The organism is Streptomyces sp. SudanB5_2050, from assembly GCF_964272335.1.
GTDB classification, from domain to species: domain Bacteria; phylum Actinomycetota; class Actinomycetes; order Streptomycetales; family Streptomycetaceae; genus Streptomyces; species Streptomyces rochei.
The window spans coordinates 14,789-28,417 of sequence record NZ_OZ186760.1 but is presented as its reverse complement, the minus strand read 5'-3'; the positions used below and the strand labels follow the sequence as shown (position 1 = coordinate 28,417).

The following is a 13,629-nucleotide window of genomic DNA, read 5'->3' as shown; positions in this document are numbered from 1 at the left end:
ATGTAGACAGACACATGGTCTCGGGCTTTGACATCGGGCGCGTTGTGGAGGTCTGGGAGGCGGACCGGGGCACCTTTGGCACTGGGTATCTGCTGTCACATCACCTAGTCCTCACCGCCCTGCATACTGCGGGCGGCCTCCAGCGGAATGCGCGGATCGAGGTGCGGCCTCTGGCCCTCTCGGGGGGTGCCCAGTGGCAGGCAGCAGAACGTGTCTCGTCACAGGGCGAGTCCGGCACCGCCCCCGGCACCGGCCAGACCAGTACTCCCGACATTGCGCTGTTGTATGTGGAGCGGCCGGAGTGGGACATGCCTCACTCACCCGCGCCTCGTTGGGGGGTGGTCACCGACGAGGGGCCACGGAGCTGTCACGCCGTGGGTTTCCCCGCATCCCAGGCCACCGCTCCTGATGGTTCGGCAGTCCTGCGCGACACGAAGGAGATCAGCGGCAGGCTGGAGCTGGGGACCGACACGAAGTCACGTCTACTCACTGTGAACGTCCAGAACAGCACTGTCCCCGCACAGCGCGAGGGGTCGTCCTGGTGGGCGGGCGCCTCGGGAGCCGCACTGTTCTGCGGAGGTCGGCTGATCGGCGTACTGGTCCGCGCGCGGGCCGGGCCGCACCCGGCCGATGAGCTGAAGGCCGTGCCCGTCACCGCGCTCCTCGACCGACCGGGCGTCAAAGGAATACTGCGCAAGCACAGATTGCCGACGGATGCTGAGAAGCTGACGGCTGACGTATCCTATCCCGCCGTCGGCACGGACGCGCACAGCGGCCAGGCCCCAGTCGTATGCCCTGTCTCTGCCGACGGCGGTGAGGGCACATTCCTGGCCGGGCGTGACGAAGAGACCGATGCCGTACTGACCTCTCTGGCCCCGGGTGACGACAGGGCTCGACCATCAGTTCCAGTCTTGCTGGTGACCGGAATGGCTGGTGTCGGCAAGTCCGCTCTGGCTTCACATGCGGCGGCTACTGCAGTGTGGCGGCGCTGGTTCCCGGGCGGTGCTGTGCGCGTGGAACTGCGAGGCCACGACGTCAGTGCCCCAGCGCCCATCCGGCCCGAGCAGCTCTACCGGCCATTGCTGCACGCCTTCGGCTGGCAGGGCGTCATCGATCCGACGCCCGGAGGGCAAGGTGCTCAGTATCGCCAGATGCTCGCGGACTTGGCCGATCAGGGCCGAAGGGTGCTGCTCGTCCTGGACGATGCAGCCAACGCCGAGCAGATGCGTGCACTGGTTCCGGACGGGACGTACCACCGGGTCCTGGTCACTTCCCGACATGCACTGAGAATGCCCCGCGCGCGGAGGCTCCGTCTGAAGCCGCTGTCGAAGGCCGGGGCGGTGGAAATGATCCAGCGCGAGCTTCGCTTCGAGAACGCAAACGACAACCGCGTCGAGGGTGACCCCCAGGAGGCAGCACGGCTGGCCGGGCTGTGCGGGTATCTGCCGCTTGCACTACACCTCGCGGCGGGCATGTTGGGCCCCGAATCCGGCCTGACCTTGCCGGAACTGGTCAACGAGCTGGAGCAGTGTAGCGAAGAGCTTGCGCGACTGGACCACCTGAAGGATGAGGCAGGAGACGCCGCGTTACAGGTTGCCCTCGAAGTCTCGCATGGGCGCCTAGAAACCTCCGACGAACTGCTGTTGTTCGCGCTCTTCCCCGTGAACCCCGGGCCCTACCTCTCACTCACCGCTGCAGCTGCGCTGACCGGCATGGAACCGCGTAGAACGCGGGAGGTACTCAGGAAGCTCGCACTGGCGCACTTGATCGAGCCAGTCGGAGCGGGCGTCTGGACCCAGCACGACCTCATCAAGGAGTACGCCGCCGGCCAGCCGATCCCCTCCGCCGAGCGGCGCGACGCCGCACTCGGCGACCTGCTGGAGCACTACACGGAAACGGCCGACGCGGCTGACGAAGCCCTGCTCAGGGCGGACGGAACAGACCGCTTCCCCAACCAGGAAGCCGCGCGCGAGTGGCTCGACACCGAGTTCCCGAACTTGATTGCCGCCGTCGGGCGGGCTGCGGAGACCGGGCACGAGTGGACCGCAACCTGCCTCCCTTCCGCCCTCAATGTGTACCTCCACCAGCGCGGCCATCTCGATGAGTGGATCCGCATTGCGGCGATCGCGGTTAAAACTGCTGTGACTACGGACTATGAGGATTCAGAGAAGGCCGCAGACCGGCGCTCGCTCACTCTGGAAACTCTCGGGTTAGCGCTGGGCTGTGCGGAGCGGTTCGGCGAAGCAGTGCCCTACCTGGAAGAGGCAATCGCGTCCTGCAGGCCCGACCACGACATTGCGGAGCTGTCCGCAATCTGGAACCACCTGAGCGTCGCACTGCGGCGTACGGGACGCTACGGCGAGGCGGTGGAGGCCGGGCGGCAGGCACTCGCCCTCGCGCGCGAGGCCGAGGCCACCACCGCGGAGATCAACGCGCTGAACGAGCTGGGCCTGTCCCTCATGCAGCTCGGCGACCGTTATGAAGAAGTTCCGTACCTCCTGGACACCTCCGTGGCCCTGGGCCGCGAGGCCAGGGACCCCGCGTCTTTGGCCGACGCGCTGAGCCGCCGCGCCGTACTACACGCGGATAACAAGGAGTGGGCCGAGGCCGCGGCCGCGTACCGGGAGGCGGTTGGCCTCTCACTCGAGCTGGGCGAACACAACCGAGTGACGGAGTTGAGCACGTCCCTCGCCGCCGTCCTGCGCCTCGCCGGACATCAGGACGAGGCCGTCGAGCTGATCGCCAGCCTCGCGCAGGGACTGCGGGACACGGAAGGGACAAGCCTCTCGGCCCGCCTCGCGATCGGCGGCCTACTTGCGCGGGAGGGCCGCCATGAGGAGGTCCTCGACGCGCTGGACGAGCAGCTCTCGGGACTGGACAGCGCTGCGCATCCCTTGGAGGCGGCCCGGCTCCTGATACAGATCGGATTGACGCAGGTCAGAACTCTCGCGGTGGACGAGGGCGAAGACGCGGTCCGCAGCGCCGTCGCCCTGTGCGTCGACGCTGGGGAACCCGAGATGGCGGTCACTGCGCTGACGGAACTGAGCGGAGCCTTGACACGCATGACGCGATACTCCGCCGCTGCCCGCGCGGCGGCGGAGGCCGTAGACCTGAGCCTGGAGAAGGGCGTGCCCGAGCAGACTGTGACGCCGCTCGTCGCCCTCGGCGTCACCCTCGCTCAGGACGGCCGCTTCGAGGAAGCGGTGGCCGCGTACGAGGAAGCCACGGAGGCGCTCCCACCAACGAGAGGCACGCTGCCCGATAGGTTGATGCTGGCCCTCGGGCTCGCCCTGCGCAGGGTGCGCCTCTACGAAGAGCGGACTGATGCCGACGGACTGCCGGTCGCCCTGGTCCGTCAATGGGAGGGACAGCGCGACGCGGGTGAGCTGTGGATGTGCCAGGCACTCGGCCTAATTCATATCGACGAACCGGCCGAAGCACTGAACGGCCTGCCGCTCGCCCTGGCCGCTTTCGAGGCCACGGGGGCGACGGAGCTCGCGGATGAGGCACGTGAGCTGATGGGCCGAGCGGAGCGGGACCTGGAGTGCAAGGCGGGCATAGGTGCGCCAATCAACCGCGGCGAGCCTGACCAGACCCGCACAGAACGGTAGTACTGCAACGGTGGCTTGCCGTGTTCGCTGCGGGCGTCCGCGGCGCGGTCCGTCCGGCGCCGGCTGTCCACCGAAACGGTGTGACCTCCGCCCACCGGTAGAGCCGCGTGAAAGCCGGCGCTTCCCGGTCCCACTTCGCCCCGCTGACTCGCCTTGGATTGAGTGGCGAGTCACACCGAAATTTCGGGTACGCGCGCAAGTCGGCCTCAGTAGGTGACGCTGTCGGGGATCTTGGAGGTCAGGATTTCCCTGCGGTGCGCCACGAGGTTGGCCGTGGGATGCCTTGCCAGTCCAGGAAGTTCTGGAGGGCGGTGGGTGTTTGGAGCTGGCGTTCAGCCGCTGGTGTCGTGAGTTCCGCGTTGACGCGCTCGATGTTGACGGCGATGGCGGTGAAGACGTGCTGGACGTGGGTCTTGGTCTGGCTGCTATAGCGGGTTTGTCGCATGCCGTGGCCGCTGACGAACTCGTTGACGGTGCTCTCGATGCCGGCGCGCAGGGCGTAGTTCAAGTTCAGCTGCCGTCGGTCGCCGCGGGTGCAACTGGACTTGACCGGGCACTGGCCGCAGTCCTCCTTGGCGAACCTGACCAGCTCGCCCGGTGCGCCGGCCGCCTCGTCGTCCCCGAGCTGCCACGGACGGGGCGTGGCCGTCACGTACAGGCGGCGCAGGGCGGGGACGCGGGTGTTGTCGTGCACGACCGCCCACGGCTTGCCCAGCCGCCCCGACGCCCGGTGCGCCTCATCGACGACGATCAGGTCCCAGCCCGGAAGGCCGGCCTTGTGCGCGCGCTCCAGCGTGCCCAGCCCGAGATACGTACGTGGCATACACGGTCACCTTGTCCAGGCCCCGCGTCCACTCCACCAGCTCGTTCACGTCCGTGGTGTTGGGGAAGGACACCTCCTCGCCCCGCAGGGAGGACACCCCGATCACCGGCCCCCCGACGGCCCGCCTCCCGCCACGTGGCCTCGGTCTGCGCCAGCAGTCCAGCGAGGGCACGAGCACCAGCACACGGCCCGCGTGGAGCTCCTCCGCGCTGCGCACCGCCACCAGAGTGTTCCCGGACCCTGTCGCCATGATCACCTGTGTCCGAAGCCTCCTCTCGGGTGCAAGCGATCATGCAGGCATGTTTCGACGTGCAGCAGAACCGGCTCAGGCCGTGAGGAGACCCGCCAGTCGGCGGTAGCTGATGAGGGCTGCGGCTATGCCGATGAAGGCGAGGAAGTGTTCGGCCTTGCGTTCATACCGCCGATGGAGGCGTCGGCAGCCCGCCAGCCAGGACACGGTTCTCTCGACCACCCAGCGATGCCGGCCCAGCCGCTGCGAGGATTCGACACCCTTGCGGGCGATGCGAGGACGGATGCCCCGCTTGCATCCCCGTCTTCACCGACACCACGAGCGAACCCCAACCAGAATCAGGAGGCCCCCACCTTGCATTCGATACGCCTGATCTCGTTCGGCTACCTTCACCTGCCGACGGACCCGACAGGCAGGCCGATCTCACCGGCCGCTGACCGCGTCGAAGACGTTCGGGACCGGCTCCGCGACCCGGCAGCCGCCCGCGGCATCCTGGACCACGACTGCCTTCACCCTCGTGTTCAGGACGTGGTCCTGAACACTCCCGGGGCCCGCGAACCTATCGACAACCCGGTGTCCTACGCGATGCTGCCCGGTCCCCGCAGCATCGCCATCGGATGCGCCGGCGGTCGCCACAGGGCCTGCGCTCTCACAAAAATTGCTGGTCACAGGCTCAAGTAACTCGGACGCGAAGTCGTGACGGAGCACATGCACGCCCACCTCCCCCGCGTGCTGAACACGGCGTCATCGTGACCGGTCACTGGAGTCGCAGGACGCCAGGGGCGGAATCGTCGAAGATCTCGACCAGCCAATCAAAGACCGTGGATCCGTGTCCATCTCGTGCGGCGGTAAGGTCGGCGCCTACAGAGGGGCGGTTCGTGGGATGACAGCGCGACAACCGGATCTCAAGCTGGCGAGCTGTCTCCGGATAGCCGAGATGCTGGCGAGACTCCTGGTGGTCGCGCCACTCAACCACGTAGTCATCGTCGTCGGGCGCTCCGAAGCCACCGCTGAGGCAGTCAGCGAAGGCGTCGAGGTTTCGACCGAAGTAGCCCCCCGGTCCGTTGATCGCTTCGCCGATGACTCGCCAGAAGTCCTCCAGCGTCCTGATCTGCCTGCCATCCAGTACGTATGTCGGCGTCACGGCTCGGAGGATACGTGCGGTTCCGCGGCTGCGTCTCCTCCATTCTGGCCGCCTCCGCTTACAAGGGGGCTCCAGACAGGCCCGTCCCCAGTTGACCGAGGAGGGGCCGGCTCCAAGCATCAACTGATCGCCGACGGCCACGGCGCCCCGCTGGCGGTCATCCTCACCGGCGGCAACCGCAACGACGTCACTCAACTCATGCCCCTGCTCGACGCCATCTCAGCAGTCCGGGCAGAGTCGGGCGGCCACGCCGCAAGCCCGATTCCGTCTTCGCTGACCGCGGCTACGACCATGACATCTACCGCGACCAGATTCGGGCCCACCAGGTCGTCCCCGCCATCGCCCGCCGCGGAACATCTCACGGCAGTGGACTCGGAACCTACCGGTGGGTCGTCGAGCGAACCTTCGCCTGGCTCCACGGTTTCAGACGCCTCCGCGTTCGTTGGGAACGACGAGCCGACATCCACGAAGCGTTGCTCAAACTTGCCTGCAGCCTGATCACACAGCGACAACTTCGAGTGCTGTGCTGGTCATAGAGGCCTGACGAGCTGTCTCCGCCCACTACAGCGGCTCTGACTCCAAGAAGGTACGCATCTCGATGGCAAGGCGGCGCATGTCCTCTCCCGGGGCATGGCTGGTCGTCATTTCGAAACGCCACTCGTCGTCGGGGAGACGATCGTGCAGCCCCCAGGTCAATCGGACGTGTGATCCTGCGTGCTCGGCAGACAGCGTCAAGTCGTCCTCAAGAGAGCGCCAGGTCCTGGCGCCCTTCCATCCTCGAAACTCTTCTGCCAGCTCGGCAAGGAAGACGTCGAGGCCGTCACCGTCCCAGGTCCTCACCATGACCTCGATCCGCGCCGACTCACCTTGAGCTGCCACGAGGAAGTCGCGCATCAGATCATCACGCTCATCGGGGAAGGCTCGTGTCAGCTGGTGGAAGCGCAGGCTGATCGCTCGATAGCGGTCACCTCCGATGCGGACACCCGGGGTGATCTCGTCTTCCTCCATCACAGGTGCAGGCTACGGGCGCGAGAGTCCCTGTGACCAGCAGTTTTGTTGCCCTACCTGACACCGGGCCCTCGGCGTTATCTCAGCACAGCTTCGACGCGGTCATTCTGTTAGGACCTCTTATGGGATGCGCCCCTGGCTCTGCGGTCGCCATGGGGCCCCAGACACCGGGGCTGGGTGGTGCGGTCAATCGCGTTGGGCGAAGGCCCGTGTGAGCAGGATGCGGGCCAGGGCGCGGACGGCCACGGGGTGTGGCTCGGTCCGGTTGGCATGCCGCCGGTGGGCCCGCACGTTCCAGCCGGGCCCGGAGTTGCCGGCCTCCTGGGCGATCAGGACCGCGTCCTTGGGATCGGTGATCGGCTGATCACAGTGCCGGCAGAGGCGCATTGCGTCGGTCATCTCGGCTCGCTGTCCATGAGTTCGTAGTGGTCGCACAGAGCGGCCAGCACGCGGGCCAGGCGGCGGGCGTAGGCGATGACGCCGCCGGGCTGCGCGGTGGGCGCGGCGCGGAGCTTGCCGCGGGCCTCGCCGGCGCAGGCGAGGGCGCAGTAGCGCGCGATGCTGGCCGGCAGCCGCCCGGTCACCGCCTCCGTCTCGCGGATCATCACCTCCAGGTGGCCGCGCAGCAGCTCGGTCAGGACCGTCACCTGCATGTCGGAGGGTTCCGGGAGGACGGGGTTGCCGTCGGCGTTGAGGAGGGCGCTCACGGTCTCGCGCATCGTCTCCAGGTCGGCGGGGACGGTGGCCGTGGGCTGGCCGGTGGCGTTCACCGGGCGGCCGCCTGGGCGGCGCGGTGGCGCGGGCATTCGCAGGGAGGGTAGGCATCGCGGATCGGCAGCGCATTCTCCTTGCCCTTGACGTTGACCGTGCCGAAGTCCTGGGTGACCGCACCGTCCCGGGTCACCCGGTACACGTGCAAGGTCATCCTGGCGCCAGGCTTTCTGCGGGCTGTAGCTTTCATGGTGTCGGCGCTCCCTCGTTGAGCGTTGGCCGCGCCCCGGGGCCGTTCGCCCGGCCGCCGGGGTCTATGGATGTCCGTACACCGGTCACGCGGCGGCCATCCGATTGCGGCACCCGCATGTGAAGACCTCCCACACGCGGTTGTTGCCACTGACCACGACGTGCCCAGCCGCGCGCAGGGCCCGGTTGACGGCTCCGCAGTCGAAGCACGCCTCACCGTGTAGTCGGACGATGCTCACGCGCCCCTCAATGACTGCGGGCGCGGACCGGAGCCCGTTTGGCATCACGGTTCCCATCTGCTGGTTCCTGCGCGTGGAACAGATGGTGGGGGCCGGCGGAAGGCACAAGTACCCCAGCAAGGGGTAGCTGGGGGTGGTTCAGTTCAGGTGGCCGCGCACCACTCAGCGAAGTTCGTGAGCGTCTCCGAGTCGGCGCGCTTGAGGCGGCGCAGGCGAGCAGCGTCCTCACGGACTCACGGGTGCTCCCGGGTGTGCTGTGGGGCAATGTGCCGGGCCACCTTCAGGGATTCGAAGGCATCGTCGACGAGCCCAGACCACAGTTGCGCCCGGGCCAGCTCGATGTAGAAGCCGCTGCGTCGCTCGGCCGGCAGTTCCTTGGGCGGCTTCCACCCGCTCGCGACATCCAGAGCCCGTGTGACGTGTTCGTCTCCCAGGCTGACGGCGACGGACACCTCGTGCGCGCGTACGGAGTCCGGGCCGAAGGCGGTGCCCCAGTACACGCCTTCCGGAACACGATCCGCGAATGCGCGGGCCTCGTCCAGGTGTCGCGTCGCTGCCGAATCGTCGTGCGCCCGGCCCGCGATGACCGCTGCCCGCATGTGGAGTGCGCCCCGGACTGCGATGGCTGGGGTAGCCGACGGGCAGGGTGAGGCGTCCAATGCCTGTTCGAGGGCTCTGAGACCGGCCTCGTGAGCCTGAGCAGCGAAGAACGTCTCGGTCCGCACGTAGGCCACGGTGGCGGTCAACGTCGGGTCGCTGGCTTCGGGGGCAGCCCACCGCATCAGGTCGATCAAACGGGCGGACAGGTCCCGGGCCCCGAACTTGTAGGCGACCGCGTCAGCGGATCGATAGGCCCTGACGAGTAGACCTGCGATCTCCGCACGGTCTTCAGCTGGGGCGGCGTGATAGGCGCGGGCGAGTTCCGTCAGCAGCTCGGGGAGCGCGCGCACAATCCGCGTGTACTGGGCGGCCAGTCGCCACCTGGCGGCGTCGGCGACCGCAGCCCGCAGATCACGTACGGGACGAGTGGGGCCGTCGTCGGGAAGGTCGTAGGCAGCGATCGCGGCAGAGAGCGCAGGCAGCGCATCATGCACTCGCGTGTGCGCCGCTCCGCGGTCGGTCCGTAGACGGGCAGGGTCTACCCCGAGGGCGTCAGCGATGGCTTCCAGGGTGGCGTCAGTGACGCCTCGCTCGCCCCGTTCGATCTTCCGAATGGTTCCGAGGGCGACACAGGCCGCGTCGGCGAGCTGCTGTTGGGTCATCTTCGGGCGAACCACACTGCGGTAGTAGGCAATCCGGCGGCCTACTCCGCTGTCCGTAAGTGCGGGCATACTGACTCCAGTTCGGTGCGTCCACTCCGAAAGGTACTCGTGTCCACACGCCGCGTTGACACGAACGGCCCCGCCGACTTCGACCGAGGGAGCCCTTCGCACTGGTCAGCTGCGGACGATGTCGGTCAACTCCATGAGGCTGTTGATTCGCCAGTCCGCTGCGGCCACCACGTCACGGGAGCCTGCCCACAGGTGGCCCCAGGGTCCTCGGCGGATGTGCGCGACGCATAGGCCGGCCGCCTTGGCGGGGAACACGTCGTTGGCCGGGTGATCGCCGACATACAGGGTTTCGTCCGGCTGAGCCTGCGCCACCTCCAGTACCCGGTGGAAGAACCCCGGTTCCGGCTTCGCGACACCCCACTCGCCAGAGGTGACGACGAGGTCCGCGGGAAGGGCAAGGCTGCGCAGCAGCTCACCCGCGCGAGTTGTCTGGTTGCCCGCGACGATGACGCGTACGCCTAGCTCCCGCAAGGCGCCCAGTGCAGGACGTACGTCGCTGTAGAGGTCGCATTCCTCCAGGGTCTCGCCGCGGCCCGCGGCCTCGCGGGCGCGGTACTCGGCGGCAACGTCAATGCCTGGCCGTGCGAGACGCAGAGCGTCAGCATTGTCCTGCCCCCGCGCGACGACGGCACCCACGAGCGCAGACAGGGTGTGGCGGGGGACCTCCAGCCAGTCGGCCCAGGACGCCCAGTACCGGTCGTCTCGCGTGATGGTCTCGCCGACATCGAAAACGATGGTTTCAATCACGTCCGGAAGCCTAGGCCCCGATTACTCGCGCCGATGGAAGCGTCTGCCTAAGGGTTGTCCCGTAAATGATCTCCGGGTTCGCCTCAGACATGGTTGATCACGGTGAAGCCCGTTGATCTATCCGGTGAGATGCTCTGGGGAGAACTCGAACCCATAGGTCGCCTCGATCCGGCTGAACTCTTCGTCCGTGAGCCCTGGAGCTATCTCACACCAGTCCACCTCAGCCAACCGCCGCGCGGCCTCCGCACCCAGCCGAGCGCCATCAGTGTCGATCACTCCGGCGCAGTACGCACACTGCTCGCACGGCATCGCCGCTATTCCAACCCCGCCATGGGACTCCAGGTCATTGCGGGACAACCCTTAGCGCCTCAGTCCCTCGCGTCGACGACTGGTAACTACCGACCCGGCCCTGCGACTCGCGGACAGGCGGCAGATGGGCGTTCAGGTCCTGCTGAGTCGCCTCCCACGCAGCCAGTCGCGCCGTGGTGTCGCTGTCGCCCCGGTCAACGGACCGCTCCCCGGCTCGAAGGCGTGTGGTCTGCCGCGCCGCCCGCGGTGGGCGGCCTGGTGGGCTGAGGTCTCACCGGCATTGTCACCAGGACTAACCCGTGTGTGCGCCGAGGAGGCTGGAGAGACGGTATGGCGGCCGCCATACCCGCCATCTTCGCAGGTGTCGAGGCGTCTCGTATGCTCACCTCCGTGGAGCGGGGAAAGCTGATCGCGGACCGTTACGAGCTGATCGGCCGTCTGGGCCGGGGTGGCATGGGCGAGGTGTGGGCCGCGCGGGATCGCGTGCTCCACCGTGAGGTCGCGCTCAAGCTGCTGGATCTCGGCGGGATTACCCAGGATGACCTGCCCCGGCGGTTCGAGCGCGAGGCGGTCGCCGCTGCCCAGATCGTCCACCCCCACGTCGCCGCCCTGTACGACCGGGGCGTGCATGACGACGTGCTGTTCCTGGTCATGGAGAAGGTGAACGGCCGGACGCTCGCAACGCTTCTCCAGGCTGAGAGTCGTTTCCCACTGAGGCGTGCCGTGGCCATCGCCAGCGGTGTCTGCGCCGCGCTGGAGGCCGCCCACCGGGCCCAGGTCATCCACTACGACATCAAGCCCCACAACGTCATCGTCACCGGCGACGGGCTTGTGAAGGTCATCGACTTCGGGATCGCCGGGTTCGTCCAGGCCGCGTTCACCGTGGCGCGCTCCTCCCAACTGACTCCAGCCGGAACGCCGGAGTACGGCGCACCGGAGCAGTTCCTCACGGCACGCGGCGACGAACGCTCCGACCTGTACGCACTCGGTGGGATGCTCTTCGCGATGCTCGCCGGCCGACCGCCCTTCGCCGGGCACAACAGCATCGCGGTCGTGCGGCGCAAGCTCGACGAGGAGGCCCCACCCCTCGACGCGTTCCGCCCCGGCCTGCCGCCGGAGGTGACCGCGCTCGTCGCCGAACTACTGGAGCGCGACCCCGATCGGCGCCCCCAGTCGGCGCAACAGGTACAGCAGCGGCTTCAGGCACTCCTGGCGTCGTGCGCGGCAGCGGAAGCTCCCACCGCGACGATGCCCCCGTCCCCGCGCACCCGCCTGATGGACAACACCCAGCAGGCCCCTCGGCTGCCCTCTCCCGACTCCTGGGACCGCGCCTCCACCGACGAGACGCCGTTCACTGCAGACGCCCTGCTCCCGCGGCGGTTTACCAACGACATGGACATCGAGTTCGCCCGGATCGCCGAGGACACCCGCCTCTCCCGTGAAGCGGGCCCCAGCGACCTGGCCGGGGAACTCGCGCGCCGTGGCTGTACCGAAGAAGTGGTCGTCGGCGTCTACGCGGAGCAGCCCGGTCCCCACGCCACGCCTGAGAACCCCGTCTACGTCTGCGTCCAGGTCTTCGCGTTCCCCGACGTGGCGACGGCCCAGGACGCGCACAAGCACTTGGGCGACGGGGGCGGGGCCTGGCGCCTCACCATGTGGAGCGCCCGCGACGGGGGCGGCCTCGCCCCCAGTCCCGACAAGGTCTACCGCAGCTACCGATGGCGGTACAGCTGGAGAGCCCACCGCTACCTGACCGTGGCGTTGGCCTACCGCGCCGACCTCACCAACGACGGCTCCATCGGGCCCTGGTTGGCCGCAGCCGCCCGCCGAGCCGCAGTCTCCACCGGGCCGCAGAACCACCACGGTTAGTCCGGCCCGCCCCCATCGTCGTCCTCGTCCAGCACGGGCGCGTCCGGGTCGCACAGCGGGCGCAGGGCGCCGGGCGCCGGCGGCCGGGGGAGCCCTACACCACCGTTGCTTCTGGACTGATGTGTGAGGTCCTCGCCGGGACGATCCTGGCACGCTGCCGTCACGTGACCCCGCCGCGCAACTCAAGAGGTACTTGGCGACACCCGCGGGCCAGTCACCTCTCAGTCCAGTATTGAAAGTCAAGGTCGACAATGATGCGCCGGATCGTCTCGTGCTCCGTGGCGTATGCCCGCAGGTCTTCGAAGAACGGCCGGCCACCGAAGTACCCGGGAGGCAACCTGATGCGCTGCGCGCTGTCGGGAGCAGGGCGGCCAGCCAAGACCTTCACGTTGCCCGAGCTGTGCGAGATGACGAAGATTGCGATGTCGGACCCGATGAGGCGCACCCGCCTGAACGGGAGTTGCATACGATCCACCTCGTGACCGAACAGTGGATATCTGCTCTCAGCTTTCTACCTTCGCAGCCCCTCCGAGGGCAGACGGAACAGCCGCGACCACTGAGCCCTTTCCAGCTTGATCAGGAGGCGAGTTCGAGGGCGACAACGGCACGGACGTTGGCGGTGGTCCGGGTGGTGCTGCAGCGGAGTTTCCGCAGGAGCCGCCAGCACTTGAGGGTGGCCATGGCACGTTCGCCGAGGCTGCGGATCTTGGCGTGATCGTGGTTGTGACGCCGGCGCCAGCTGCGCAGACTCTTGCCTCGGGACGGAATGCGGACCGCAGGACCTGCGCCCTGATACGCCTTGTCCGTTCAGCACTTGATGTCGTTGGCGGCGAGAGCGTCGGGAGTGCCGTGGGCCCGGGCCGCGGTCAGATCGTGCACGGCTCCGGGCAGCGCGTCCGATACCCAGATCAGACGGCCGGCTGGATCCGCGAGCACGTGCAGGTTCATGCGTGGTGCTTCTTCTTCCCCGAGTAGTACGGGCGGTCGGCGGCGATGCGGTCGATCGGCAGCACGGTGCCGTCGAGGATCACGTACGTCTTCTTCTGCGCGGTCTCCATGGCCTGTTCGAGCGTTCGAGCGAGGGCGGCCAGGAGGTCGACGGCCTCGCGTATGTAGCGGTAGGCCGTGGCGGTCCCGATGCGGAAGCCTGCGGCGAGGCGCGCGTAGGTGTCGCCGTAGCGCAGGTGGGCCAGGACGAGCTGGGCCTGCCGACCGCAGGTCAGGCGACGCCGGCGGGAGCCGATGCGGCGGAGGTGACCCTGCGAGGAGACCGGGGAGGTGCTGCAGGGTGCGGCTGGACAGATCGATGCCGGACGGGTGGACAAGCACGCGAAAGCT

General features: G+C 68.0%; 11 protein-coding genes and 4 pseudogenes. 4 read left to right on the top strand and 11 right to left on the bottom strand.

Features of this window, described 5'->3' with window-relative positions; translation table 11 throughout:
* Positions 1-374 precede the first annotated feature (374 nt).
* Positions 375-3,611, top strand: a complete 3,237-nt coding sequence (locus ACFZP7_RS00145; protein WP_385633410.1) for a tetratricopeptide repeat protein — start codon at positions 375-377, stop codon at positions 3,609-3,611.
* 238 nt (positions 3,612-3,849) lie between these two features.
* Here the strand turns inward: ACFZP7_RS00145 and ACFZP7_RS00140 are convergent, their stop codons facing one another.
* Positions 3,850-4,434 (bottom strand): transposase, encoded by a 585-nt coding sequence (locus ACFZP7_RS00140; RefSeq protein ID WP_385633408.1) that lies wholly within the window; start codon positions 4,432-4,434, stop codon positions 3,850-3,852.
* A gap of 325 nt (positions 4,435-4,759) precedes the next feature.
* Positions 4,760-4,978 (bottom strand): annotated as a pseudogene (locus ACFZP7_RS00135) (transposase); the annotation flags it as partial.
* On the opposite strand from ACFZP7_RS00135, the gene ACFZP7_RS00130 reads away from it, so the two are divergent.
* Positions 4,913-5,365: a hypothetical protein gene (locus ACFZP7_RS00130; protein ID WP_385633407.1), complete on the top strand. Its 453-nt coding sequence runs from the start codon at positions 4,913-4,915 to the stop codon at positions 5,363-5,365. The pseudogene ACFZP7_RS00135 and the gene ACFZP7_RS00130 sit on opposite strands and share 66 nt — an antisense overlap.
* A 76-nt stretch (positions 5,366-5,441) precedes the next feature.
* On the opposite strand, the gene ACFZP7_RS00125 is transcribed toward ACFZP7_RS00130, so the two are convergent.
* Positions 5,442-5,828, bottom strand: coding sequence for a barstar family protein (locus ACFZP7_RS00125; protein WP_385633405.1), 387 nt, complete (start codon positions 5,826-5,828; stop codon positions 5,442-5,444).
* Between the two features lie 66 nt (positions 5,829-5,894).
* On the opposite strand from ACFZP7_RS00125, the pseudogene ACFZP7_RS00120 reads away from it, so the two are divergent.
* A pseudogene (locus ACFZP7_RS00120) lies at positions 5,895-6,364 on the top strand (IS5 family transposase); the annotation flags it as partial.
* 25 nt (positions 6,365-6,389) lie between these two features.
* Here ACFZP7_RS00120 and ACFZP7_RS00115 read toward each other — a convergent pair.
* The 6 genes and pseudogenes from ACFZP7_RS00115 to ACFZP7_RS00090 all read right to left on the bottom strand — a co-directional run bounded on the left by ACFZP7_RS00115 (position 6,390) and on the right by ACFZP7_RS00090 (position 10,113).
* Positions 6,390-6,839 carry a DUF6228 family protein gene (locus ACFZP7_RS00115; RefSeq protein ID WP_385633403.1) on the bottom strand — a complete coding sequence of 150 codons (450 nt, stop codon included), beginning with the start codon at positions 6,837-6,839 and terminating at the stop codon, positions 6,390-6,392.
* Positions 6,840-7,022: 183 nt separating this feature from the next.
* The gene (locus ACFZP7_RS00110; protein WP_385633401.1) at positions 7,023-7,235 is read right to left on the bottom strand and encodes a hypothetical protein; all 213 of its coding nucleotides are present in this window, start codon (positions 7,233-7,235) and stop codon (positions 7,023-7,025) included.
* A complete protein-coding gene (locus tag ACFZP7_RS00105) occupies positions 7,232-7,606 on the bottom strand; it encodes a DUF6415 family natural product biosynthesis protein (protein ID WP_385633399.1) in 375 nt (124 codons plus the stop codon). The genes ACFZP7_RS00110 and ACFZP7_RS00105 overlap by 4 nt, the downstream gene beginning before the upstream one ends.
* The gene (locus ACFZP7_RS00100) at positions 7,603-7,761 is read right to left on the bottom strand and encodes a hypothetical protein (RefSeq protein ID WP_385633397.1); all 159 of its coding nucleotides are present in this window, start codon (positions 7,759-7,761) and stop codon (positions 7,603-7,605) included. Before ACFZP7_RS00100 ends, ACFZP7_RS00105 begins: the two co-directional genes overlap by 4 nt.
* Before the next feature lie 417 nt (positions 7,762-8,178).
* Positions 8,179-9,366 (bottom strand): annotated as a pseudogene (locus tag ACFZP7_RS00095) (helix-turn-helix domain-containing protein).
* Positions 9,367-9,471: 105 nt separating this feature from the next.
* On the bottom strand, positions 9,472-10,113 hold the full coding sequence (locus tag ACFZP7_RS00090; RefSeq protein ID WP_385633396.1) for an HAD family hydrolase: 642 nt from the start codon (positions 10,111-10,113) through the stop codon (positions 9,472-9,474).
* A 699-nt stretch (positions 10,114-10,812) separates the two neighbouring features.
* Between ACFZP7_RS00090 and ACFZP7_RS00085 the strand changes: the two genes are divergently transcribed.
* A complete protein-coding gene (locus ACFZP7_RS00085) occupies positions 10,813-12,291 on the top strand; it encodes a protein kinase domain-containing protein (protein ID WP_385633394.1) in 1,479 nt (492 codons plus the stop codon).
* 214 nt (positions 12,292-12,505) lie between these two features.
* On the opposite strand, the gene ACFZP7_RS00080 is transcribed toward ACFZP7_RS00085, so the two are convergent.
* Positions 12,506-12,757: a hypothetical protein gene (locus tag ACFZP7_RS00080; protein WP_031022335.1), complete on the bottom strand. Its 252-nt coding sequence runs from the start codon at positions 12,755-12,757 to the stop codon at positions 12,506-12,508.
* Positions 12,758-12,867: 110 nt separating this feature from the next.
* Positions 12,868-13,620 (bottom strand): annotated as a pseudogene (locus tag ACFZP7_RS00075) (transposase family protein).
* Positions 13,621-13,629 lie beyond the last annotated feature (9 nt).